The sequence below is a fragment of the Streptomyces sp. NPDC048192 genome (assembly GCF_043202415.1).
In the GTDB taxonomy this organism is placed as follows: Bacteria; Actinomycetota; Actinomycetes; order Streptomycetales; family Streptomycetaceae; genus Streptomyces.
The window spans coordinates 393,706-414,726 of record NZ_JBIDAL010000001.1 but is presented as its reverse complement, the minus strand read 5'-3'; the positions used below and the strand labels follow the sequence as shown (position 1 = coordinate 414,726).

Below are 21,021 nucleotides of genomic sequence, written 5' to 3'. Positions count from 1 at the left end.
CGCTTACGAGCAGCATCGGAGCAAGAACAGTCGGTCCGCAGTACTGCGAGGGGAGCTGTTCAGCCGTGCACAGTCCGCGAAGACCGCGCCGCCGTGTGCCGTGGCCGGCCTGGCTGCCGCTGGGGCTGGCGACCGCCCTGGCGGGATGCCTGCTCGCCGCCCCGGCACCCGCCCAGGCCGCCGCCACCGCCACCGGCGCCGTACTTGATCCCGCCCACAGCAGCGTCGGCTGGCAGAGCCCGGTCTACTCCAAGGGCACAGGCAAAGGCGCCGAGAGCTGTCCCGACCCGGCCGCCGACCCCGGCGACACGGTCTGCGACCGCTTCGACCTGACCGTCTCGGTGCCGGACGGCTACTGGGACGACAACCCCGAGGGCGGTGTCCCGCTGTCCGTCCGGTGGGACAAGCCCTCCGACGACTTCGACCTGTACGTCTTCGACGACCACGGCACGCAGGTGGCGTCCAGCGCGGGCACCGCCGACCCCGAGGCCACGGTGATCCCGCGGGCGTCGGGGACGTACCACGTGCTGGTCGTGCCGTACGACGTGCACGACGGCTCCTTCACCGGCACCGCCTATCTGCCCGCCACCACGGACGCCGGCGATCTCACGTCCTTCTCGGGCGGCGACGGCTCCTACACCATCAGGGCGGGGCAGCTCACCGCGCGGGCCGACTTCCTGACGGGAGGTCAGCTCCGCCTGCAGGCCGATCCGTCCGGCTCACTCAGCGATCCCGCGGGCACCGCGATCGTTCGCAGGGAGCCCGCGCCGGAGCGGCGCACCTCGTCCTTCGACGCGGGCGACTACTACGGCGTCCGCTCGCCGCAGGCGGTCCTGCGCGTGTACAAGAAGCCGCTGCGCTTCGGGCTGTACCAGCCCGACAACCGCACCCGGATCTGGCAGGAGGACAAGCCGCTGCGCTGGTCGACCGGCGGAATGCGGCAGAGCCTGGTGCGCGGCGCCGACGAGCAGTTCTTCGGCGGCGGCGAACAGAACGGCGGCTTCTCGCACCGCGGGCGGACGATGTACGTGGCCAACAGCTTCGACTGGAACGAGGGCGGCTACAACAACTCCCAGCCGTTCTACCTCTCCAGCGCGGGCTACGGCGTCTTCCGCAACACCTTCGCACCGGGCGTCTACACCTTCGGCGACCCGGTCACCACGGGCCAGCAGGAACGGCGGCTGGACGCCTACTACTTCCTCGGTGACGCCAAGCAAGTGATCGGCAAGTACACGGGGTTGGTGGGCAGGCCCTTCATGCCGCCGGTGTACGGCCTGGAACCGGGCGACTCCGACTGCTATCTGCACAACGCCAACCGGGGCGAGCGGCACACCATGGACGCGCTGAAGATCGCCGACGGCTACGCGCAGAACGACATGCCGCTCGGCTGGATGCTGGTCAACGACGGCTACGGCTGCGGGTACGAGGACCTCCGGCAGACGGCCGAGGGCCTGCGGGACCGTCACGCCCAGCTCGGCCTGTGGACCCAGGACGGCATCGACGAACTCGCCGAGCAGGTGAAGGCGGGCCAGCGGGTGGCGAAGCTGGACGTGGCCTGGGTCGGCAACGGCTACAAGTTCGCCCTCGACGCCTGCGACGCGGCGAAGAAGGGCATCGAGGACAACAGCGACGCCCGCGGCTTCGTGTGGCTGCCGGTGTCCTGGGCGGGCGCCCAGCGCTGCGGGGTGCTGTGGAGCGGCGACCAGAAGCTGTCCTGGGACTACATCCGCTGGCAGATCCCGACGTACGCCGGGGCGACCATGTCGGGTATCGCCTACGACACCGGTGACGTGGGCAGCATCTACCGTCACGACGCCAAGATGTACGCCCGCGACCTGCAGTGGAAGGCGTTCCTGCCGGCCATCATGACCATGGACGGCTGGGCGAGCGACCTGACCACCGGCAAGCCCGCCGACCAGCAGCCCTGGCGCGACGGCGAGCCGTACACCTCGGTCAACAGGAAGTACCTGCAGCTGAAGGAGCGGCTGCTGCCGTACATGTACACGCTGTCCGCCGAGGCGGCGAAGACGGGTGTGGGCGCGGTCCGCCCGCTGTGGCTGGAGTTCCCGGGCGACCCGGACACCCTGTCCGACCAGGCAAAGTACGAGTTCCTGTCCGGCCCCGACTTCCTCGTCGCCCCGGTCTACCAGGACTCCGACACCCGCGAAGGCATCTATCTGCCCAAGGGCACCTGGACCGACTACTGGACGGGCCGCACCTACCAGGGCCCGACCACGGTCGACGGCTATCACGCGCCGCTCGACACGCTCCCGCTGTTCGTGCGCGAGGGCGCGATCGTGCCGATGTGGCCCAAGGGCACGAGGAGTTGGCAGACCCGGGACCGGCACGAGCTGGACTGGGACCTGTACCCGGCGGCGCACGGCACCAGTCACTACACGCTGTACGAGGACGACGGCGTGACGCGCGGCTTCGCCGAGAGCGCCTCAGCGGGCCAGCGGGTGTCCCTGCGCGCCGACGGCGGCGGGACGACCGTCTCGGTGGGAGCGAGCAGGGGCGACTACGCCGGGAAGGTGGCCGCCCGTACGTACCGGTTCACGGTGCACGGTGGCACGGCGCCCGCACGGGTCCTCCTGGACGGCCGCCAACTGCCCGCCTCCGCCTGGTCGTACGACGCCGGCGCCCGGGTCGCGACCGTCACCACGCCCAGCCTTCCGCTGGACCGGGGCTTCACCCTCCAACTGGTCGAGGAGAGGTAAAGCAATTGTATGGTCTAGTCCAAGGTCCATGTTGGTCTAGTCCAAGTTATTGACGTGCCCCCAACAGCTCCCGGAGGGTGGGGCTCCCCCACCAGGGGGACCTCCCCACCCCCACCCTCCGGAGGCACGCAGTGAGACCTCTTCGGGCATGTCTGGGCGCGGCGGCGGCCGTCACGCTCGCCGCCGCGGGCACGACGGCGCTCGTCGCGAGCAACGCCTCGGGGGCGACTACGGCGCTGAGCAGTCGCTGGTACGCCGCCGCCCCCTACCTGATGCCGCTGGACAACGACCCGCCGGACCCGGCCGCCATCATGGACGCCACCGGCCTGAAGGCCTTCCAGCTGGCCTTCATCCTGGCCCCGAACGGCGGCGGCTGCTCGCCCACCTGGGGCGGCACCGCGTCCGTCTCCTCGGACAGCGCCGTGCAGTCGATGATCAACACCATCCGCGCCAAGGGCGGCGACGTGTCGGTCTCCATCGGCGGCTACGGCGGCACGAAGCTCGGCCAGGCCTGCGCGGACGCGGCGTCCACCGCGGCGGCGTACCAGCAGGTCATCACCAAGTACGGGCTGCACGCCATCGACTTCGACCTGGAGGAGCCGGAGTACGAGAACACCGCGGCCATCAAGAACGAGATCGGCGCGGCCAAGATCCTGCAGCAGAACAACCCGGGCCTGTACGTCTCGGTCACGACGGCCGGCACGGCGGACGGCACCGGCTGGTTCGGCAAGCAGATGCTGTTGGAGGCCAAGTCCCAGGGCTTCACGCCGAACAACTTCTCCATCATGCCGTTCGACGGCGGCTTCAACGGCGCGGCGAGCCAGACCAGCGCGCTGACCAACTTCAACTCGATCCTGCAGTCGACCTTCGGCTGGGACCAGGCGACCGCGTACGCCCACGAGGGCTTCTCCGGCATGAACGGCCGGAGCGACACGGGCGAGATCTTCACCCAGTCCGACTTCCAGACGGTGCTGGACTACGCGACGAGCCACAACATGGACCGCTTCACGTTCTGGTCCCTGAACCGCGACCGGCAGTGCAGCCCGCCCGACAACGGGGGCCGCACCTCCGGCACCTGCTCCAGCGTGGCGCAGAGCGACTGGGACTTCGCCAAGTACTCGGTGAAGTTCGCCGGCGCCACCCCGCCCACCACCACGCCGACGCCGACCCCCACGCCGACGCCGACCTCCTGCAAGCCCGCGTGGAGCTCCACGGCGGTGTACACGCAGGGGAACGAGGTCTCGTACAACAAGCACAACTGGAAGGCGAAGTGGTGGACCCAGAACGAAGTGCCCGGCGCCTCGGAATGGGGCCCGTGGCAGGACGAGGGCTCCTGCTGAACGCCTGCCGGACGTCTTGACGTGTCTGGTTCAGACCTCTAGCTTCTCGGGTCATCGGCGACCAAGGATGCGTTCAGTGTTCACCATGTTGAACGCATCCTTCGGTCCGACGACCGGTTCGGCATCGGTCCGGAGAAGGGACCCCCCACATGACCCGATCACGACTGCTCGCGGTGCCGGCCGCCGCGGGCCTCGCCCTCGCCCTCGCGCTGTTCGGCGGCCCCAGCGCGATCGCCGCCGACCCGCACGTCGCGCCCGGCGGCAACTTCGACCTGTCGGTCTGGGAGCTCCAGGAGCCCGTCGGCTCCCCCGGCAGCCCGACCACCATCCCCTCGTCCCGGCTCCAGGGCGCGAACGGCTACCAGGACGCGTACTTCTACACCGACACCCGTGACGGCGCCATGACCTTCTGGGCGCCCGAGAAGGGCGTGACGACCCCGAACTCCAACTACGCCCGCTCCGAGCTGCGCGAGATGAACCGCGACGGCAGCCCCGCCGACTGGGCGCTGTCCGGCTCGCACCGGATGAGCGCGACCCTGCGCGTGGTGTCCGTGACCAAGAACGTGTGCGTCGGGCAGATCCACCTCGGCAGCGGCGGCTCCTCCACCAAACCGCTGCTGGAGCTGTACTACCACGCGAACGGCGACATCGTCCTCGGCACCGAGAACTCCCCGTCCGGCGGACAGACCTCGTACACCGTCGGGCACGTGTCGATCGGCAAGACCTGGAGCTACACCATCGCCGTCTCCGGCGGGAACACCATCGACCTGACCGTCAACGGCACCACCACCCACTACGGCATCCCGTCGTCGTTCCAGCCGTACAAGCAGTACTTCAAGGCCGGCTCCTACAACCAGTCCTCGTCGGACAGTACGACGAACGGCGCCCGCGTCGCGTTCTACGGCCTGACCGTCAAGCACGGCTGACCCGCCGCCCGACCTGCGCGATTGGTGCATCCTGCCGCACCGTCGTAGCGTCGAGTGGACGGTCGGACACAGCACGACGGTGGGAGCGGCCATGCGCGGAGCACTGGTGGGAACGGCGGTCACCCTGGCGGCAGGCGCCCTGCTGACCACGGCGATGACAACGGCCTCGGCCAGTCCCCCGACCCCTCCCGGGACGGGCGCGCGTGCCAGTACGGCCCGGCCCGTGCTGGTCGACTGCTTCTTCCACCGCAACGTCCGCCCGACCGACTTCATCCTGGCCTGCGGCGACGGCAACAGCCGGCTCACCGGACTCCACTGGACCCAGTGGGGTCCGGGCGCAGCCAAGGCCGTGGGCGTGAACTGGGTCAACGACTGCAACCCGTACTGCGCCGCCGGCACCTTCCACCGGTATCCGGTCGTCATCCGGCTGACCGGTGAGCAGCAGTGGAAGAAGCATCCGTCCTTCCGGCGCTACACCCAGATCAGCCTGACCTACACCGGCGCCCGGCCCGACGGCTTCAAGCAGGTCATGACCTACCCGCTCTGGGACTGAGCGCCCCAAAGCGGGCAGGCGGTGAAGCGGGCAGGCGGCAGGGCCTTCGTCAGGCGAGTTCGGCGAGGAGGTCGCCGCCCTCCACCTGCTGGATGCGGTTGATGGCCAGCCGGGAGATCCGGCCCGCCTTCGGGGCGGTGATGGTGGCCTCCATCTTCATGGCCTCGATGGTGGCCACGGTGGCGCCGGCGGCGACCTCGTCGCCCTCGGCCACCGCGAGCGTCACCACACCGGCGAACGGCGCCGCCACATGCCCGGGGTTGGACCGGTCGGCCTTCTCCGTCACCGGCACGTCCGTGGCCGCGTTGCGGTCGCGGACCTGGATGGGCCGCAGCTGGCCGTTGAGCGTGGCCATCACCGTGCGCATGCCGCGCTCGTCGGCCTCGCCGATCGCCTGCAGCTCGATCAGCAGCCGGACGCCCGGCTCCAGGTCGACGGCGTACTCCTTGGCGGGCCGCAGACCGTAGAAGAACGCCTTGCTGTCCAGGATGCTGGTGTCGCCGAAGCCCTGCCGGTGCGTCTCGAACTCCCGCGTCGGGCCGGGGAACAGCAGCCGGTTGAGGGTCGCGCGGCGGTCCTTGGCGAGCCCCTCGCGGTCCTCGGCGGACAGCTCGGGCGCGGGCTTGGGCGCACCCCGGCCCTGCAGCGCCTTGGTGCGGAACGGCTCGGGCCAGCCGCCGGGCGGGGTGCCCAGCTCGCCGCGCAGGAAGCCGATCACCGAGTCCGGGATGTCGAACCTGTCGGGGGTCTCCTCGAAGTCCTTCGGGGAGACCCCGGCGCCGACAAGGTGAAGGGCGAGGTCGCCGACCACCTTGGAGGACGGCGTGACCTTGACCAGGCGGCCGAGGATCCGGTCGGCGGCGGCGTACATGGCCTCGATGTCCTCGAAGCGGTCGCCGAGGCCGAGGGCGACGGCCTGGGTGCGCAGGTTGGACAGCTGGCCGCCGGGGATCTCGTGGTGGTACACCCGGCCGGTCGGGGAGGCGAGGCCCGCCTCGAACGGGGCGTAGATCTTCCGCACGCCCTCCCAGTACGGCTCCAGGTCGCCGACGGCCCCCAGGTCCAGGCCCGTGGGGCGGTCGGAGTGGTCGGTGGCGGCGACCAGCGCCGACAGGGACGGCTGGGAGGTCGTACCGGCCATGGAGGCGACCGCGCCGTCCACCGCGTCGGCGCCGGCCTGGATGGCGGCGAGGTAGGTGGCGAGCTGGCCGCCCGCGGTGTCGTGCGTGTGCAGATGCACGGGCAGGTCGAACTCGCGGCGCAGCGCGGAGACCAGCTTGGCGGCGGCCGGGGCGCGCAGCAGGCCCGCCATGTCCTTGATCGCGAGGACATGGGCACCGGCCTCGACGATCTGCTCGGCCAGGCGCAGGTAGTAGTCGAGGGTGTAGAGCCGCTCGGCGGGGTCGTTCAGGTCGGCGGTGTAGCAGAGGGCGACCTCGGCGATCGCGGTGCCCGTCTCGCGTACGGCGTCGATGGCGGGGCGCATCTGGCCGACGTCGTTGAGGGCGTCGAAGATGCGGAAGATGTCGATGCCGGTCGCGGCGGCCTCCTGCACGAAGGCGTCGGTGACCTCGGTCGGGTACGGCGTGTAGCCGACGGTGTTACGGCCGCGCAGCAGCATCTGCAGGCAGATGTTGGGCACCGCCTCGCGCAGGGCGGCCAGCCGCTCCCAGGGGTCCTCGGCGAGGAAGCGCAGCGCCACGTCGTAGGTGGCGCCGCCCCAGCACTCCAGGGACAGCAGCTGCGGCAGGGTGCGGGCGACGACCGGGGCGACGGCGAGGAGGTCCTTGGTGCGCACCCGGGTGGCCAGCAGGGACTGGTGGGCGTCGCGGAAGGTGGTGTCGGTGACGCCGATGGTCGGCGACTCGCGCAGGTGCCGGGCGAAGCCCTCGGGGCCGAGTTCGACCAGCCGCTGGCGGGTGCCGGCCGGGGGCTCACCGGCCGGCAGCGGCGGCAGCTTGGTGACGGGGTCGAGCAGCTCGGGGCGTTCGCCGTGCGGCTTGTTGACGGTGACGTCGGCGAGGTAGGTGAGCAGCTTGGTGCCGCGGTCGGCGGAGGAGCGGGCGGTGAGCAGGTGCGGGCGCTGCTCGATGAACGAGGTCGTGACCCGGCCCGCCTGGAAGTCCGGGTCGTCCAGCACGGCCTGGAGGAACGGGATGTTGGTGGCCACGCCGCGGATGCGGAACTCGGCCACGGCACGCCGGGCGCGGCCGACGGCCGCCTTGAAGTCCCGTCCGCGGCAGGTGAGTTTGACCAGCATCGAGTCGAAGTGCGCGCTGATCTCCGTGCCGGCGTGGGTGGTGCCGCCGTCCAGCCGGATGCCGGAGCCGCCCGGGGAGCGGTAGGCGCTGATCCGGCCGGTGTCCGGGCGGAAGCCGTTGGCCGGGTCCTCGGTGGTGATGCGGCACTGCAGGGCGGCGCCGCGCAGGGTGATGGTGTCCTGGGCGAGGCCGAGGTCGGCGAGGGTCTCACCGGAGGCGATCCTGAGCTGCGCCTGCACCAGGTCGACGTCGGTGACCTCCTCGGTCACGGTGTGCTCGACCTGGATACGCGGGTTCATCTCGATGAAGACGTGGTTGCCGGCCGGGTCGAGGAGGAACTCGACGGTGCCGGCGTTGCGGTAGCCGATCTCGCGGGCGAAGCGCACGGCGTCGTCGCAGATCCGCTGCCGCACCTCGGGGTCGAGGTTGGGAGCCGGGGCCAGCTCGATGACCTTCTGGTGGCGGCGCTGGAGGGAGCAGTCGCGCTCGTAGAGGTGGATCACGTTGCCCTCGCCGTCGGCGAGGATCTGCACCTCGATGTGGCGCGGGTCGACGACGGCCTTCTCCAGGAACACGGTCGGGTCGCCGAACGCGGCGTCGGCCTCGCGGGAGGCGGCCTCGATGGACTCGCGCAGCAGGGCGGGGTCCTCCACCCGGCGCATGCCGCGCCCACCGCCGCCCGCGACGGCCTTGACGAACACCGGGAAGCCGATCTCCTCGGCGGCGCGCACCAGTTCGTCCACGTCGGTGGAGGGCTGGGAGGAGCCGAGCACGGGCACGCCGGCCGCGCGGGCGGCGGCGACCGCGCGGGCCTTGTTGCCGGTGAGCTCCAGGGTGGCCGTGCTCGGGCCGACGAAGGTGATGCCCGCTTCCTCGCAGGCGCGGGCGAGTTCGGGGTTCTCGGACAGGAAGCCGTAGCCCGGGTAGACGGCGTCGGCACCGGCCCGGCGGGCGGCGCCCACGATCTCCTCGACGGAGAGGTAGGCCCGCACGGGGTGCCCCGGCTCGCCGATCTCGTACGCCTCGTCGGCCTTCAGCCGGTGCAGCGAGTTGCGGTCCTCGTGCGGGAACACGGCGACGGTGCGCGCGCCCAGCTCGTAGCCCGCCCGGAACGCCCGGATCGCGATCTCGCCACGGTTGGCGACCAGCACCTTGCGGAACATCCTGGATTCCCTTCAGCTGCCCTGCCGGCGAGGAACACCACGGTGTCCGCCACGCCCTGCCGTACCTCGCGGGCCACCTTAGGGGCTGGCCGCGCGGGGTCCTGTGCGAAAACCATCACATCGCCGGGGTGTGCGGCGCCACAGTTGCGCGCGGCGGGGTCAGCGTTCCAGGGATGTCATCGCCGTGTCCTTCGGCCGTTCGGCGCTCGTCCGGGCGGGCACGGACGGAGGCGGCACGGGGATCGCGGGCGGCGCGTCGGGCGCGGCGCCGCCGTCCTGGACGGCCAGGAGGGCGCGCAGGCACGCCCGCAGGCGCGGGCGGCGGCCGTGCAGCAGGCCGAGGACGATGGCCGCGGCCACGGCGATCAGGTGCTCGCGCCCGGCCAGGTTGGGTACGGCGACGGACTCCCACACCATCGAGCCGCCGGTCAGGGTGAACACCACCGGCGCGCGTTTCACGACCGAGAGATACGTGAACAGGCCGACGACGGCCGCGGACGGTCCGGTGTCGAGCACCTGCGCGTCCGCGTGCGGCAGTCCTAACCCCCACCAGCCGGGGCCCAGCGCGATCATCACGCGGGCGGTGAGCGTGCCGGCCACGGTGGCGGCGTAGGAGATCGCCAGGGTGCGGGCCCGGCCGAGGGCCAGCTCGGCCCAGGCGAAGGCGAGGAACAGCTGGGTGATGCCCGCCCAGACGGGCAGATCGAGCGCCGGGACGTACAGCGACACGGGTGTGCGCAGCAGTGACAGCCACAGCGGCAGCTCGGCCCTGACGCCGCCGAGCCGGGTCACCCACACCGCGCCGAGCGGATGCTGGGCGACGGCGTGGAAGAAGACGACACCGAACGCGGCGACGAACGCCAGCAGCAGTGCGGACAGCCCGCGCCGGGTGAGCCGGCGCACCGGTTCGACGACGATCGCGTGCCACTCGCCCCGCAGGGTCCGCCCGGCGAGCCGGGTCAGCCGTGCGAGCAGGGCGCGGCACCAGTCGATGCGCCCTTCAGTCGTCATGAGACACGGCAGCCCATCGCCTCCGGCTCCCCCGTCATGTCCCTCGCCCCCTTCACGTCCCGGCATCCCGGCCGCCGGGGCGCCGTTCCACCGTCCCCGGCCGGGATGTGCCCGGTCTCTCCCCCGCTGTGCGCCTCTGTGTCGGTGAGGCCCGATCGGTGACAGTTCAGCGAGCCGGACGGCGGGCGTCAAGATCCGTTGCGGTGGCGCGCGGGTGTGGGAAGACCCACAGGTCCACAGCGGTTGGAATCCGGCTCCGAGAGGCAACCTCCGACCCCTCGGTTCCGTCCTCCCGTACAAGCCCCTCGCGCAGCCGCCGGGTTCCCCGGAGGCGACGGCCGTCACCCACAACGCCCTGTCCCGAGGGCCGGTGCGGCTGGTTTCCCGGCCGGGTGCGGAGCGTTGCTTGACTTGGAGAGCGCTCCAACTCGTAGCGTCGCAGACGTACGGCGACGGGTGCGGATCCGCGCCGTACGGACGATGTTCGTGTACGCGGAAAGGCTGGGACACCACATGCACAAGCGCAGTCTGCGGGACCTTGAGGTATCGGCCATCGGCCTCGGATGCATGGGCATGTCCGCCTTCTACGGCTCCGCCGACCGGGACGAGGGCATCGCGACCATCCGGCGGGCCCTGGAACTGGGCGTGAACTTCCTGGACACCGCGCAGGTGTACGGCCCGCTGACCAACGAGTCGCTGGTCGGCGAGGCGATCCGGGGGCACCGCGACGAGTACGTGATCGCCACCAAGTTCAACTACCGGATGGACGACGCCGTACCGGGCGACATGAGCACGATCGGCCGGCAGGACGGCTCGGCCGAGCACGTCCGCCAGTCCGTCCACGGCTCGCTGCAGCGGCTCGGCACCGACCACATCGACCTGTACTACCAGCACCGGGTCGACCCGAACGTGCCGATCGAGGAGACGGTCGGCGCGCTGGGCGAGCTGGTCGCCGAGGGCAAGGTGCGGCACATCGGGCTGAGCGAGGCGAGCGCGGAGACCATCCGGCGGGCGCACGCCGTGCACCCGGTCACCGCCGTGCAGAGCGAGTACTCGCTGTGGACGCGGGACGTGGAGGCCGAGGTGCTGCCCGCGTGCCGGGAACTGGGCATCGGTTTCGTGCCGTACTCCCCGCTCGGCCGCGGCTTCCTCGCGGGCCGCTTCACCTCGCCGGACGAGCTGGACGAGAACGACTTCCGGCGCAACAACCCGCGCTTCACGGACGCCAACCTGGAGGCGAACCTGCGTCTCGCCGCCAAGGTGAAGGAGATCGCGGCGGAGAAGGACGTCACGCCGGCTCAGCTGGCCATCGCCTGGGTGCTGGCCCAGGGCGAGGACCTGGTGCCGATTCCGGGCACCAAGCGGCGGACCTACCTGGAGCAGAACGCCGCCGCGGTCGGCATCGAGCTGACCAAGGAGGACCTGGCCCGCATCGACGCCGAGCTGCCCGCGGCGGCGGGTGAGCGGTACGACGAGGCCGGGATGCGGGCCGTCAACCGCTGAGCGCACAGGGGGCGCCGGAACGTCCGGCGGACGTCACGGCGCCGGTGTGCGGGCCGCGTCCGCCAGGTCGAGGTCGGTCGTCTCCGGCGCCAGGAAGTGGGAGACCAGGCCGCCCACCGCGAGGACTGCGGCGCCCACCAGGAGCACGAATCGGGCGCCGAAGCGGTCGAGGCCCATCGGCAGCAGGAAGGTGCCGATGGCGGCGCCGACGCGGCTCATGGCGGTGGCGAAGCCGACGCCGGTGGCGCGCAGCGAGGTCGGGAACACCTCCAGCGGGTAGACGGCGGTCAGCGCGCTGGAGGCGGCGTTGAGGAAGATGAAGAAGAGGAAGCCGCCGACGATGACCGGCGTGGACGTCGGCCACACCGCGACCAGCGCGAGCGCGGCGGCGGTGATCCAGAACGGCGGGATGAGCAGCTTGCGCCGGCCGATGCGGTCGACGACCAGGCAGCCGGCGGTGACCCCGGCGACGGCGGTGAAGGAGTAGACGAGCAGGGCGGCGACCGCGTTGTCGCCCATGTTCAGGGCGTCGAAGACCTGGGTCCAGAAGGTGCCGATGGAGAAGTACGGCAGGACCAGCGCCGCCCAGAACACGCTCGCGAAGACGGTGCTCTTCAGGTGCCGGCGGGTGAACAGGGCGCGCAGTCCGCCCTGTTCGGTGCGGGCGGTGTCGGCCAGCTCGGCGGTGACGTCGATCTCGATGCCGTACCTCTGGATGAGGGCGTCCGCCTCCTCGCGGCGGCCCTTGCTGAGCAGCCAGCGCGCCGACTCGGGGACGCCGCCGCGCAGCGCCACGCACACCAGGGCGATGACCGCGCTGCTGGCGAGGGTCCAGCGCCAGCCGCCGTGCACGTCGGCGAAGACGGCGCCGACGACGGTGGCGAGGGCGTAGCCGACGTACCAGCTGATCTCCAGGCTGGCCAGCAGCCGGCCGCGTCCCTTGCTGGGGGCGTACTCGGACAGCAGCGGGGCGCCGATGGCGTACTCGCCGCCGATGGCGATGCCCATCACCAGGCGGATGAGGAAGAGCTGCAGTCCGTCGGCGACGAAGAACTGCAGGACCGAGCCGACCAGGAAGATCAGCATGTCCGCGAGGAACACGGGGCGCCGGCCGTAGCGGTCGGCGAGCCGGCCGAAGACCGGACCGCCGACGAAGATGCCGATCAGCGGGGAGGCGCCGACCAGGCCCTCCATGACGGTGGACAGATGCAGGTCGGTGGTGAGGGCACCCATCGCCATGCCGATGCCGCCGATGATGTAGCCGTCGATGCCCTCGCCGATCTGGGTGGCGAGCTTGAGCTTGGTGTGCAGGCGGCGGCGTTCGCGCAGGAGGCCGGGGGACGGGGGAACGCCGGGTGTGCCGGACGGGCGTTCTGTCGCAGGCGTCGTTGCCATGAGCGGTCCTTGTGCTGGGAGGGAACGGCGGGGAGAGAGAAGAGGGCAGAGAGAGCAGCGAGGGGGGAGGGAAGGGGTCAGTCGGCGGTGGGCCAGTCCAGCGCGATGTACTGCGTCTCCAGGAACGCCTCGATGCCCTCGCGTCCGCCCTCCCGGCCGAGACCGGACTGCTTGACGCCGCCGAACGGCGCGGCCGGGTCGGACAGCAGGCCCCGGTTGAGGCCGACCATGCCGGCTTCGAGGCGCTCGGACAGGCGCAGGGCGCGGCCGACGTCGCGGGAGTAGACGTAGGCGGCGAGGCCGTGGACGGTGGCGTTGGCGCGGGCCACCACCTCGTCCTCGTCGGCGAAGGTGGTGAGCGGGGCGACGGGCCCGAAGACCTCCTCGTGGAAGAGGCGGGCGTCGTCGGGCACGTCGACGAGGACCGTCGCGGGGTGGTAGAAGCCGGGCCCGGCCGGGGCGGTGCCCTGGGCCGCGATCCGGGCGCCGCGGTCGAGCGCGTCGTCGACGAGGGAGCGGATCCGGGTGACGGCGGCGCGGTTGATGAGCGGGCCGAGAGTGACGCCCTCCTCGCCGCCGGGCCCGGCCTGGACGGCGGCCATGGCGGCGCCGAACTTCCGGGTGAACTCGGCGGCGACGGTTTCGTGGACGTAGAAGCGGTTGGCGGCGATGCAGACCTCGCCGCCGCCGCGCATCTTGGCGTCCATCGCGCCGCGCACGGCGGCGTCGACGTCGGCGTCCGCACACACCACGAACGGGGCGTTGCCGCCGAGTTCCATGGTCACGTTGACGACGTTCGCGGCGGCCTGCTCCAGCAGCAGCTTGCCGGTGGCGGTGGAGCCGGTGAAGGAGAACTTGCGGACCCGTTCGTCGCCGAGCCAGGCGGAGACGACCTGCGGGGCCCGGTCGGTGGGCACCACGTTCACCACGCCGCCGGGCAGGCCGGCCGCGTCGAGCAGGGCGGCGACGGCGAGCGCGGTGAGCGGGGTCTCGGGGGCGGGCTTGAGCAGCACGGCACAGCCGGCCGCGAGGGCGGGGGCGATCTTGCGGGTGGCCATGGCGGCGGGGAAGTTCCACGGGGTGACGAAGGCGGTGATCCCGACCGGGTGGCGGCGCACGACGTGCCGGAAGCCGCCGCCGGGCGCGTCGCCGAAACCGGAGCCGATGCGGACGGCCTCCTCGGCGAACCAGCGGAAGAACTCCGCCGCGTAGCCGACCTCGGCGAGCGCGTCCCGGCGGGCCTTGCCGTTCTCCCGCACGATCAGGTCGGCGAGCGTGTCGCGGTGCTCGTGCATCAGCCGGAAGGTGTCGTGGAGGATCTCCGAGCGGCGCCGGGGCGGCGTGGCCCGCCAGCCGGCCGCCGCCTCCCCGGCCGCGGCGAGAGCCGCGCGGGCGTCCTCGGCGCCGCCGTCGGACACCCAGCGCAGCGGTTCCCCGGTGGCCGGGTCGTAGACCGGGTACGTCCGGCCGTCCGCGGCGGGGAGCCAGCGGCCGCCGAGGAACACGTCACCGTCGGCGAGCGGGGCCTTGGCGAGGGCGTCGATGCCGGCGAGGTTCATGAGCTGCTCTTTTCCTCCGTCCCGGACGGGGGCCCGTCCGATGCGCGGTGAATTTACGAGCGCGTCATACGGCCGACAAGGCCACTCAGCCGGATCGCAACGGTGGTTGCTGTCAGGGCAACTCACCGATCACGGGGGCGTCGTCCGCGGCGGGGGCGCCGGGCGCGGCTCCCAGCCGAGCAGTGCGGACACCCGTGCCGCGGCCCTGGAGGTGATGCGTCCGGCCTCGTCGAGCCGGTCGCCGAGGCGGGCCTTGGGCGCGGAGATGTTCAGCGCGGCGACGACCCGGCCGCGGAAGTCCCGCACCGGGGCGGACACCCCGACCAGGTCCGCCTCGAACTCCTCGCTGACCCGGGCGTACCCGCGCCGTCTGGCCTCCTGGATCAGCGACCACAGTTCGGGCACCGGCATCTCGCTCGCCGTGCCGAAGCGGACGTACAGCTCGTCCGGGGTGGCGTCGGCGAGCAGGACCCGGCCGGCGGACAGCTGCCAGGCGGGCACGCCGCGGCCCTCCCAGCCGTGGACGCGGAAGGAGTGCCCGGAGACCGACAGCAGGGTGAGCACCTCGCGGTCGTGCAGCACGCACAGGTGGCTGGTCTCCTCCAGGTCGGCGGACAGGGCGTGCATGACCGGTTCGGCGACGCGCACCAGGCGGCTCTCGGAGGTGCGGGCGACCAGCGAGAACAGCCGCCAGCCGAGGCGGTACTCCAAGGTGTCCGGGTCGCGCTCGACGATCCCCTCGGCGGCCAGCGCCTTCAGGGCGCGGGAGATCTGGGTCTTCTCGCGGCCGACGAGCTGGGCCAGACGGACCACACCGAGGCCTCCGGCGCGCTGCGCCTCGTCGGAGGCGAGGGCTTCCAGCAGATCGATGTCCCGGCGCAGACCGTGCCCGCGCGCGGAGGGGGCATGTGTCACGGCGCCATCCTAGGCATCCGGTGGCGGCAGAGAACCACCAGGTCAGGGGTGGAGTTGTCCGCAGAGCAACCGGCATTTCGATTCCCGGGAGCGCCTTGCCGCGCGCCCGCGCCCGACCCTAGATTCGCCGCATCGAGCCGGAGGAACTCGCCCCGGATGCGAGGTTCGTCCGTCTCCGGCTCCGCACGCGTCCCGGTTCGCCCGCCGAACCCCGTCCGGTTCGCCGGCGGCCCCCGCCTGGTTCGCCCGTCGAGCCCTGCCACCGAAGGTCCTGGAGTTCTGATGCCTTCCCCGGATTGTTTCGCCGCGACCGCGCTGATCGGCGAGTCGTTCACCGGCGCCGGCGTGAACGCCGCGCACACCAACGTCGTGATCGGCCGCAGGGGCGGCCCCGTCGAGACGGCGTGGGCGACCGCGCTGGCCACGCCGAGCGCCGGCCATGTGCCGTTCCTGACGGTCGTACGGCCGTCCGTGCCCGTGAAGCCCGCGACCCTGTTCGTCACCAAGGCCCCCGCCGAGGGCGAGCTGCACCGGCGGGCCACCTGGGGCAGCGCGCAGGCGGGTCTCGCGCAGGGTGTGCTGGACGCGGTGGCCGAGGGCCTGGTCCCGGCCGGGGAGGCCGACGAGCTGCTGATCATCGCGGCGGTGTGGGTCGACCCCGGCATCGACGACCTCGACGCCTCCTTCCGCAACCAGCGCGCGGCGGCGTACGGCGCCGTCCGGGCCGCGGTCACCGGCGCGCCCTCGGTGGCCGACGTCCTGGGGGCCGCCGAGGAGGGCCCGGCGAACCCGTTCTACACGCCGTCCCCGGAGGTGCTCGCCCGGTGAAGATCACCGACATCACGCTGGACCGGCTGCGCCTGGTGCTCGACCCGCCGTTCCGTGCCGCCTGGGACCCGGTGCCGCGCACCCGCTTCGACGCCACGATCGTGCGGGTGCACACCGACGAGGGGATCACCGGCATCGGCTCCGGCGACCTCATGGACGGCTTCGCCACCTACAAGCACCTGTTCGTCGGCGAGGACCCGCTCGACATCACCCGGCATGTGAAGGCCCTGGAGACGGCGAGCTTCCACGGCGCCCCCTACTGGCCGCTCGAGGCCGCGCTGTGGGACGTCATCGGCAAGGTGCACGGCCGCCCGGTGTCCGAGCTGTTCGGCAACGCGGCACGCAGGCTGCCCGCGTACGCCTCCTCCGGGGAGCTGAAGTCCCCCGAGGAGCGGGTCGAGACCGCGCTGAAGGTGCGCGAGGCCGGCTTCCGGGCGATGAAGATCCGCATCGACCGCAACCGGGTCGAGGACGGCATCGCGGCGGTCCGCGCCGTGCGCCAGGAGCTGGGCGACGGCTTCGAGATCATGGTCGACCTCAACCAGTCGTGGCGGATGGCGGGAGACACCGCGAACGCCTCCGACCTCGCCAGGACCCGCAGGATCGTCGCCCGGCTCGCCGAACTGGACGTGTTCTGGGTCGAGGAGCCGCTGCCGTACGCCGACCTGGACGGTTTCAAGCGGCTGCGGGCGGAGAACCCGGGCGTGCGCATCGCGGCCGGCGAGATGCAGCACTCGGTCCCCGAACTGCTGCGCTGGCTGGAGCAGGACGCGCTGGACGTCTACCAGATGGACGTGGTCCTCGCGATCGGCATGCACCGCGCCCGCACCCTCGCCGAACTGGCCCACCTGAAGCACCGTCAGTTCACCCCGCACAGCTGGACCAACGGCATCGGAGTGCTCGCCAACCTGCACGTGGCGGCGGGCGTCGGCGGCGGCCCCTACTTCGAGTTCCCCTACGACCCGCCCGGCTGGACCCCGGAACGCAGGGACTTCATGCTCGCGGAGCCGGTACGGGTGGACGCCGACGGCTGTGTGGAAGTGCCGGACGCGCCCGGACTCGGGGTCGAGCTGGACGAGGACGCGATCGACCGCTGGAGGCTGAAGTGACTTACGGCATCGAGGAGTTGCTGTCCCGCTCGTACGACGAGTGGCGGGCCGCGGCCGACAAGACGGTCCCCGAGACCCGGCTGTTCATCGACGGTGCCTTCACGGACGCCACGTCCGGCGACGTCCTCCCGAGCGTCTCGCCGCGCGACGGCACGGTGCTGGCCGAGGTGCAGGCCGCGTCCGCCGAGGACGTCGACCGGGCCGTGCGCTCGGCGCGGGCCGCCTTCGAGGACGGCCGCTGGCGCGGCCTCGCGCCCAAGGAGCGCAAGCGGATCCTGCTGCGCTGGGCGGAGCTGATCCGGGCGAACGCCGGGGAACTGGCGCTGCTCGACACCCTGGAGATGGGCAAGCCCATCACCGAGTCGCTGCGCGTGGACGTGGCCAAGGCGGCGGAGACGATCGCCTGGTACGCGGAGACGATCGACAAGACCTACGACGAGATCGCGCCCACGCCCGGTGACGCGCTCGCGCTGATCACCCGGGAGCCGCTCGGCGTCATCGGGGCCGTCGTCCCGTGGAACTACGCGCTGCTCATCGCCAGTTGGAAGCTCGGCCCCGCGCTCGCCACCGGCAACAGCGTGGTGCTGAAGCCCGCCGAGCAGACCTCGCTCGCGGCGCTGCGGCTGGCGGCGCTCGCCACCGAGGCCGGGCTGCCGGACGGCGTGCTCAACGTGGTCCCGGGGCGGGGAGAGGTCGCCGGGCAGGCGCTCGGCCGCCACCCGGACGTCGACAAGATCGCCTTCACCGGGTCGGCGGAGGTCGCCCGGCTCTTCCAGGTCTACGCGGGCGAGTCCAACGGCAAGCAGGTCGCCGTCGAGGCGGGCGGCAAGTCGCCGCAGCTCGTCCTGGCCGACGCCGACATCGAGGCCGCCGCCTCCGCCGTGGCCTGGGGCATCTTCTACAACGCGGGACAGACCTGCAACGCCGGCTCACGGGTCGTCGTGCACGCCTCCGTCAAGGACCGGCTCCTGGACGCCGTACGGCGCATCACCACCGGGACCTTCCGGGTGGGCGACCCGCTCGACCCGGCCACCGTCATGGGCCCGCTGGTGGACGAGGCCCAGCTCGCCAAGGTCCTCGGCTACGTCGAGCGCGGCACGCGGGACGGCGCGACCGTCCTCCTCGGCGGCCGGCGCGTGCTGACCGGGACCGGCGGGAGCTACATGGAGCCGACCGTGCTCGACGGGGTGGCCAACACCTCCGTCGTGGCGCAGGAGGAGATCTTCGGCCCGGTGCTCGCCGTGGTGGCCTACGACGGCGACGTGGACGAGGGCGTACGGCTCGCGAACCACAGCGACTTCGGGCTCGTCGCCTCCGTGTGGACCCGGGACGTGACCGTGGCCCACCGCACCGCGCGGCGGCTGCGGGCCGGCACCGTGTGGATCAACACCTTCGACGCCAGCGACGTCATCACTCCGTTCGGCGGCTTCAAGGCGACCGGCGCGGGCCGCGACAAGTCCCTGCACGCCCTGGACGCGTACACGGCGCTGAAGACCACCTGGGTCAGCCTCGCCTGACCGGCGAGACCTTCCTTCCCCCTTCCTTCCCCCTTACTTCCGGACTTCCGATCGACGAGGACGACTGATGAGGATCGGTTTCATCGGCCTGGGCAACATGGGGCGGCACATGGCGCGGCACCTGATCCACGCCGGGCACCTGCTCACCGTGCACGACACCCGGCCCGCGGCCGCCGCCGAGCATCTCGCGCTCGGCGCCCGCTGGGCGGACACCCCCGCCGACTGTGCGCGCGACGCCGAGTTCCTGATCACGATGCTGCCCACCCCGCGCATCGTGGAGGACGTGCTGCTGCGCGGCGGGGCCGCCGAGGCGCTGCCCGCAGGCACATTGTGGATCGACATGTCGACATCCACTCCGGCCGCCGCCGAGCGGGTCGCGGCCGAGGTCCTGGACGCCCGGGGCGTACGACGGCTGGACGCACCGGTCAGCGGGATGGCACGCGGCGCCGAGGCGGGCACACTGCAGATCTTCGCGGGCGGCGCCGACGACGACTTCCGGATCGCCCTGCCGGTCTTCGAGACGCTCGGCGACCCCGACCGCGTCCTGCACGTCGGCCCGCTCGGCGCCGGCTACACCGTCAAACTCATGATCAACCTGCTGTGGTTCAGCCATCTCGTCGCCACCAGCGAGGTGCTGGCGATGGGCGTCAAGGCGGGCGTCGACCTGGGCGTGCTGCGCAACTCCCTGCTCGCCTCGCCCGCGGCGTCGCACTTCCTGGAGAACGACATCATGTGCGTGCTCGCCGACGGCGACTACGACGACTCCTTCGCGATGGCGCTGGCCTGCAAGGACCTCGGGCTCGCCGTCGACCTCGGCCGCGACCTGGGCGTCTCCACGGAGCTGTCGGCCCTGGTCGAGCAGGTCTACCGCCGCGCCAAGGCGCAGCACGGCGAACAGGCGGGCGAGATGAGCCCGGTGCGCCTGTACGAGGCGCTGGCCGGACGGGAGTTCCGGCTGCCGTCCCCGGCCGCCACGCTCGACGCCACCACCGTCACGGTCTGACGCATCGAACTCTTCGAGGGAGCCGCACCCCATGACCGACAACCCCGCCCCCGCCGCCCTCGCAGCGCTGAGCCTGGACACCGTCTGCCGTGTCGAGTTCGGGCCCGGCCGGATCGACCTGCTCCCCGACCTGATCGCGGACACCGGTCACCGCCGCGCCTTCGTCGTCACCGACCGGGGGCTGCGCGCGGCCGGCGTCGCCGGACGCGCCCTGAAGATCCTGGACGCGGCGGGCGTGGAGTACACCGTGTACGACGAGGTGGCGCCCAACCCGTCCACCGGGAACGTCGACGCGGGCGCCGCCCGGGCCCGCGCCTTCGGTCCGGCCGCGGTCGTCGCGCTGGGCGGCGGCTCGGTGCTGGACGCCGCGAAGGGCGTGTCCCTGCTGGTGGGCAATCCCGACGCGGTCGCCGCCGACGCCGACGACCTCTGGGAGGCGGCCGACGGGCTGCCGCTGATCGCCGTGCCGACGACCTCCGGCACCGGCGCCGAGACGAACGGCTTCGGGGTGATCGAGGACACGACGGCGTGCCGGAAGGTGTATATCGGCCATCCCTCCGTCAAGCCGCGGGTCGCCCTGCTGGACCCGGAGCTGACGCTCGGCCTGCCGCCCGCTGCGACGGCCGCGACCGGCATCGACGCCCTCGTGCACGGCATCGAGTCCCTGGCCTCGCGCGGCGCGAACGCCTTCTCCGTGGCCTACGCCACCCAGGCCGTGGGCATGATCGCCCGCGCGCTGCCGGCCGCGCACCGGGACGGATCCGACCTCGACGCGCGCGCCGAGCTGATGATGGGCGCCCATCTGGCCGGCCAGGCCCTGACCCTGTCCGGGCTCGGCCTGGTCCACGGCATCGGCCACGCCCTCACCGCCCACACCGGCACCCCGCACGGCGTCGCCCTCGCCGCCGTCCTGGAGGAGGTCATGGAGTTCAGCGCGCCGGCGGCGGCGGACGCCTACGAGCAGGCGGCGCGCGCGATGCGGGTGCCGCCGCCCGCGGACGGCGACTGGGCGCGCGCGGCCGCGACCGCCGTACGAGAGCTGTCCGGGGCGCTGGACGTCAAGCGGCCGCTGCGCGAGCTGGGCGCCGACCGCGCCCTGCTCCCGGACATCGCGGCGGGCGCGGTCGCGGACGCGGTGACGAAGAACGCGCCGCGGCTGCCGGAGCAGGCCGAGGTGCTCGAGCTGCTGATGCGCGTGTACTGAGGGTCGGGCGGGCGGCA

Annotated in this window: 15 protein-coding genes; 10 read left to right on the top strand and 5 right to left on the bottom strand. The window is 72.3% G+C overall.

The window, feature by feature from the left end; all coding sequences use genetic code 11:
- The first annotated feature begins 65 nt into the window (after positions 1 to 65).
- The 4 genes from ACGFZN_RS01800 to ACGFZN_RS01785 all read left to right on the top strand — a co-directional run bounded on the left by ACGFZN_RS01800 (position 66) and on the right by ACGFZN_RS01785 (position 5,536).
- Positions 66 to 2,717 carry a TIM-barrel domain-containing protein gene (locus ACGFZN_RS01800; protein WP_393856460.1) on the top strand — a complete coding sequence of 884 codons (2,652 nt, stop codon included), beginning with the start codon at positions 66 to 68 and terminating at the stop codon, positions 2,715 to 2,717.
- A 131-nt stretch (positions 2,718 to 2,848) separates the two neighbouring features.
- Positions 2,849 to 4,057 carry a carbohydrate-binding protein gene (locus tag ACGFZN_RS01795; protein ID WP_393856459.1) on the top strand — a complete coding sequence of 403 codons (1,209 nt, stop codon included), beginning with the start codon at positions 2,849 to 2,851 and terminating at the stop codon, positions 4,055 to 4,057.
- Positions 4,058 to 4,206: 149 nt separating this feature from the next.
- Entirely contained in the window at positions 4,207 to 4,983 is a 777-nt protein-coding gene (locus tag ACGFZN_RS01790; RefSeq protein ID WP_393856458.1) for a polysaccharide lyase family 7 protein, read from the top strand.
- Between the two features lie 91 nt (positions 4,984 to 5,074).
- On the top strand, positions 5,075 to 5,536 hold the full coding sequence (locus ACGFZN_RS01785) for a hypothetical protein (protein ID WP_393856457.1): 462 nt from the start codon (positions 5,075 to 5,077) through the stop codon (positions 5,534 to 5,536).
- Positions 5,537 to 5,585: 49 nt separating this feature from the next.
- Here the strand turns inward: ACGFZN_RS01785 and ACGFZN_RS01780 are convergent, their stop codons facing one another.
- On the bottom strand, positions 5,586 to 8,960 hold the full coding sequence (locus ACGFZN_RS01780) for a pyruvate carboxylase (RefSeq protein ID WP_393856456.1): 3,375 nt from the start codon (positions 8,958 to 8,960) through the stop codon (positions 5,586 to 5,588).
- Positions 8,961 to 9,119: 159 nt separating this feature from the next.
- The gene (locus ACGFZN_RS01775; protein WP_393856455.1) at positions 9,120 to 9,971 is read right to left on the bottom strand and encodes a hypothetical protein; all 852 of its coding nucleotides are present in this window, start codon (positions 9,969 to 9,971) and stop codon (positions 9,120 to 9,122) included.
- 513 nt (positions 9,972 to 10,484) lie between these two features.
- Here ACGFZN_RS01775 and ACGFZN_RS01770 point away from each other — a divergent pair.
- Positions 10,485 to 11,474, top strand: a complete 990-nt coding sequence (locus tag ACGFZN_RS01770) for an aldo/keto reductase (protein WP_393856454.1) — start codon at positions 10,485 to 10,487, stop codon at positions 11,472 to 11,474.
- Positions 11,475 to 11,507: 33 nt separating this feature from the next.
- Here ACGFZN_RS01770 and ACGFZN_RS01765 read toward each other — a convergent pair whose 3' ends face one another.
- The 3 genes from ACGFZN_RS01765 to ACGFZN_RS01755 all read right to left on the bottom strand — a co-directional run bounded on the left by ACGFZN_RS01765 (position 11,508) and on the right by ACGFZN_RS01755 (position 15,343).
- The gene (locus ACGFZN_RS01765) at positions 11,508 to 12,869 is read right to left on the bottom strand and encodes an MFS transporter (RefSeq protein ID WP_393856453.1); all 1,362 of its coding nucleotides are present in this window, start codon (positions 12,867 to 12,869) and stop codon (positions 11,508 to 11,510) included.
- 77 nt (positions 12,870 to 12,946) lie between these two features.
- Positions 12,947 to 14,428 (bottom strand): NAD-dependent succinate-semialdehyde dehydrogenase, encoded by a 1,482-nt coding sequence (locus ACGFZN_RS01760; protein WP_393856452.1) that lies wholly within the window; start codon positions 14,426 to 14,428, stop codon positions 12,947 to 12,949.
- A 129-nt stretch (positions 14,429 to 14,557) separates the two neighbouring features.
- On the bottom strand, positions 14,558 to 15,343 hold the full coding sequence (locus ACGFZN_RS01755; protein WP_360156389.1) for an IclR family transcriptional regulator: 786 nt from the start codon (positions 15,341 to 15,343) through the stop codon (positions 14,558 to 14,560).
- A 282-nt stretch (positions 15,344 to 15,625) separates the two neighbouring features.
- On the opposite strand from ACGFZN_RS01755, the gene fae reads away from it, so the two are divergent.
- The 5 genes from fae to ACGFZN_RS01730 all read left to right on the top strand — a co-directional run bounded on the left by fae (position 15,626) and on the right by ACGFZN_RS01730 (position 21,004).
- Complete coding sequence (fae, locus tag ACGFZN_RS01750) at positions 15,626 to 16,171, top strand: formaldehyde-activating enzyme (RefSeq protein WP_393856451.1); 546 nt, start codon at positions 15,626 to 15,628, stop codon at positions 16,169 to 16,171.
- Positions 16,168 to 17,280, top strand: coding sequence for a mandelate racemase/muconate lactonizing enzyme family protein (locus tag ACGFZN_RS01745; RefSeq protein ID WP_393856450.1), 1,113 nt, complete (start codon positions 16,168 to 16,170; stop codon positions 17,278 to 17,280). Before fae ends, ACGFZN_RS01745 begins: the two co-directional genes overlap by 4 nt.
- Entirely contained in the window at positions 17,277 to 18,797 is a 1,521-nt protein-coding gene (locus ACGFZN_RS01740; protein ID WP_393856449.1) for an aldehyde dehydrogenase, read from the top strand. The genes ACGFZN_RS01745 and ACGFZN_RS01740 overlap by 4 nt, the downstream gene beginning before the upstream one ends.
- 67 nt (positions 18,798 to 18,864) lie before the next feature.
- Complete coding sequence (locus ACGFZN_RS01735; protein WP_393856448.1) at positions 18,865 to 19,800, top strand: NAD(P)-dependent oxidoreductase; 936 nt, start codon at positions 18,865 to 18,867, stop codon at positions 19,798 to 19,800.
- A gap of 31 nt (positions 19,801 to 19,831) precedes the next feature.
- On the top strand, positions 19,832 to 21,004 hold the full coding sequence (locus ACGFZN_RS01730) for an iron-containing alcohol dehydrogenase family protein (RefSeq protein WP_393856447.1): 1,173 nt from the start codon (positions 19,832 to 19,834) through the stop codon (positions 21,002 to 21,004).
- Positions 21,005 to 21,021 lie beyond the last annotated feature (17 nt).

What these genes read in the sequence shown, in the direction of transcription:
- ACGFZN_RS01765 (WP_393856453.1), bottom strand. Translation starts at nt 12,869, where the DNA reads ATGGCAACGACGCCTGCGACAGAACGCCCGTCCGGCACACCCGGCGTT.
- ACGFZN_RS01770 (WP_393856454.1), top strand. Translation starts at nt 10,485, where the DNA reads ATGCACAAGCGCAGTCTGCGGGACCTTGAGGTATCGGCCATCGGCCTC.
- ACGFZN_RS01760 (WP_393856452.1), bottom strand. Translation starts at nt 14,428, where the DNA reads ATGAACCTCGCCGGCATCGACGCCCTCGCCAAGGCCCCGCTCGCCGAC.
- fae (WP_393856451.1), top strand. Translation starts at nt 15,626, where the DNA reads ATGCCTTCCCCGGATTGTTTCGCCGCGACCGCGCTGATCGGCGAGTCG.
- ACGFZN_RS01785 (WP_393856457.1), top strand. Translation starts at nt 5,075, where the DNA reads ATGCGCGGAGCACTGGTGGGAACGGCGGTCACCCTGGCGGCAGGCGCC.
- ACGFZN_RS01775 (WP_393856455.1), bottom strand. Translation starts at nt 9,971, where the DNA reads ATGACGACTGAAGGGCGCATCGACTGGTGCCGCGCCCTGCTCGCACGG.
- ACGFZN_RS01730 (WP_393856447.1), top strand. Translation starts at nt 19,832, where the DNA reads ATGACCGACAACCCCGCCCCCGCCGCCCTCGCAGCGCTGAGCCTGGAC.
- ACGFZN_RS01735 (WP_393856448.1), top strand. Translation starts at nt 18,865, where the DNA reads ATGAGGATCGGTTTCATCGGCCTGGGCAACATGGGGCGGCACATGGCG.
- ACGFZN_RS01780 (WP_393856456.1), bottom strand. Translation starts at nt 8,960, where the DNA reads ATGTTCCGCAAGGTGCTGGTCGCCAACCGTGGCGAGATCGCGATCCGG.
- ACGFZN_RS01790 (WP_393856458.1), top strand. Translation starts at nt 4,207, where the DNA reads ATGACCCGATCACGACTGCTCGCGGTGCCGGCCGCCGCGGGCCTCGCC.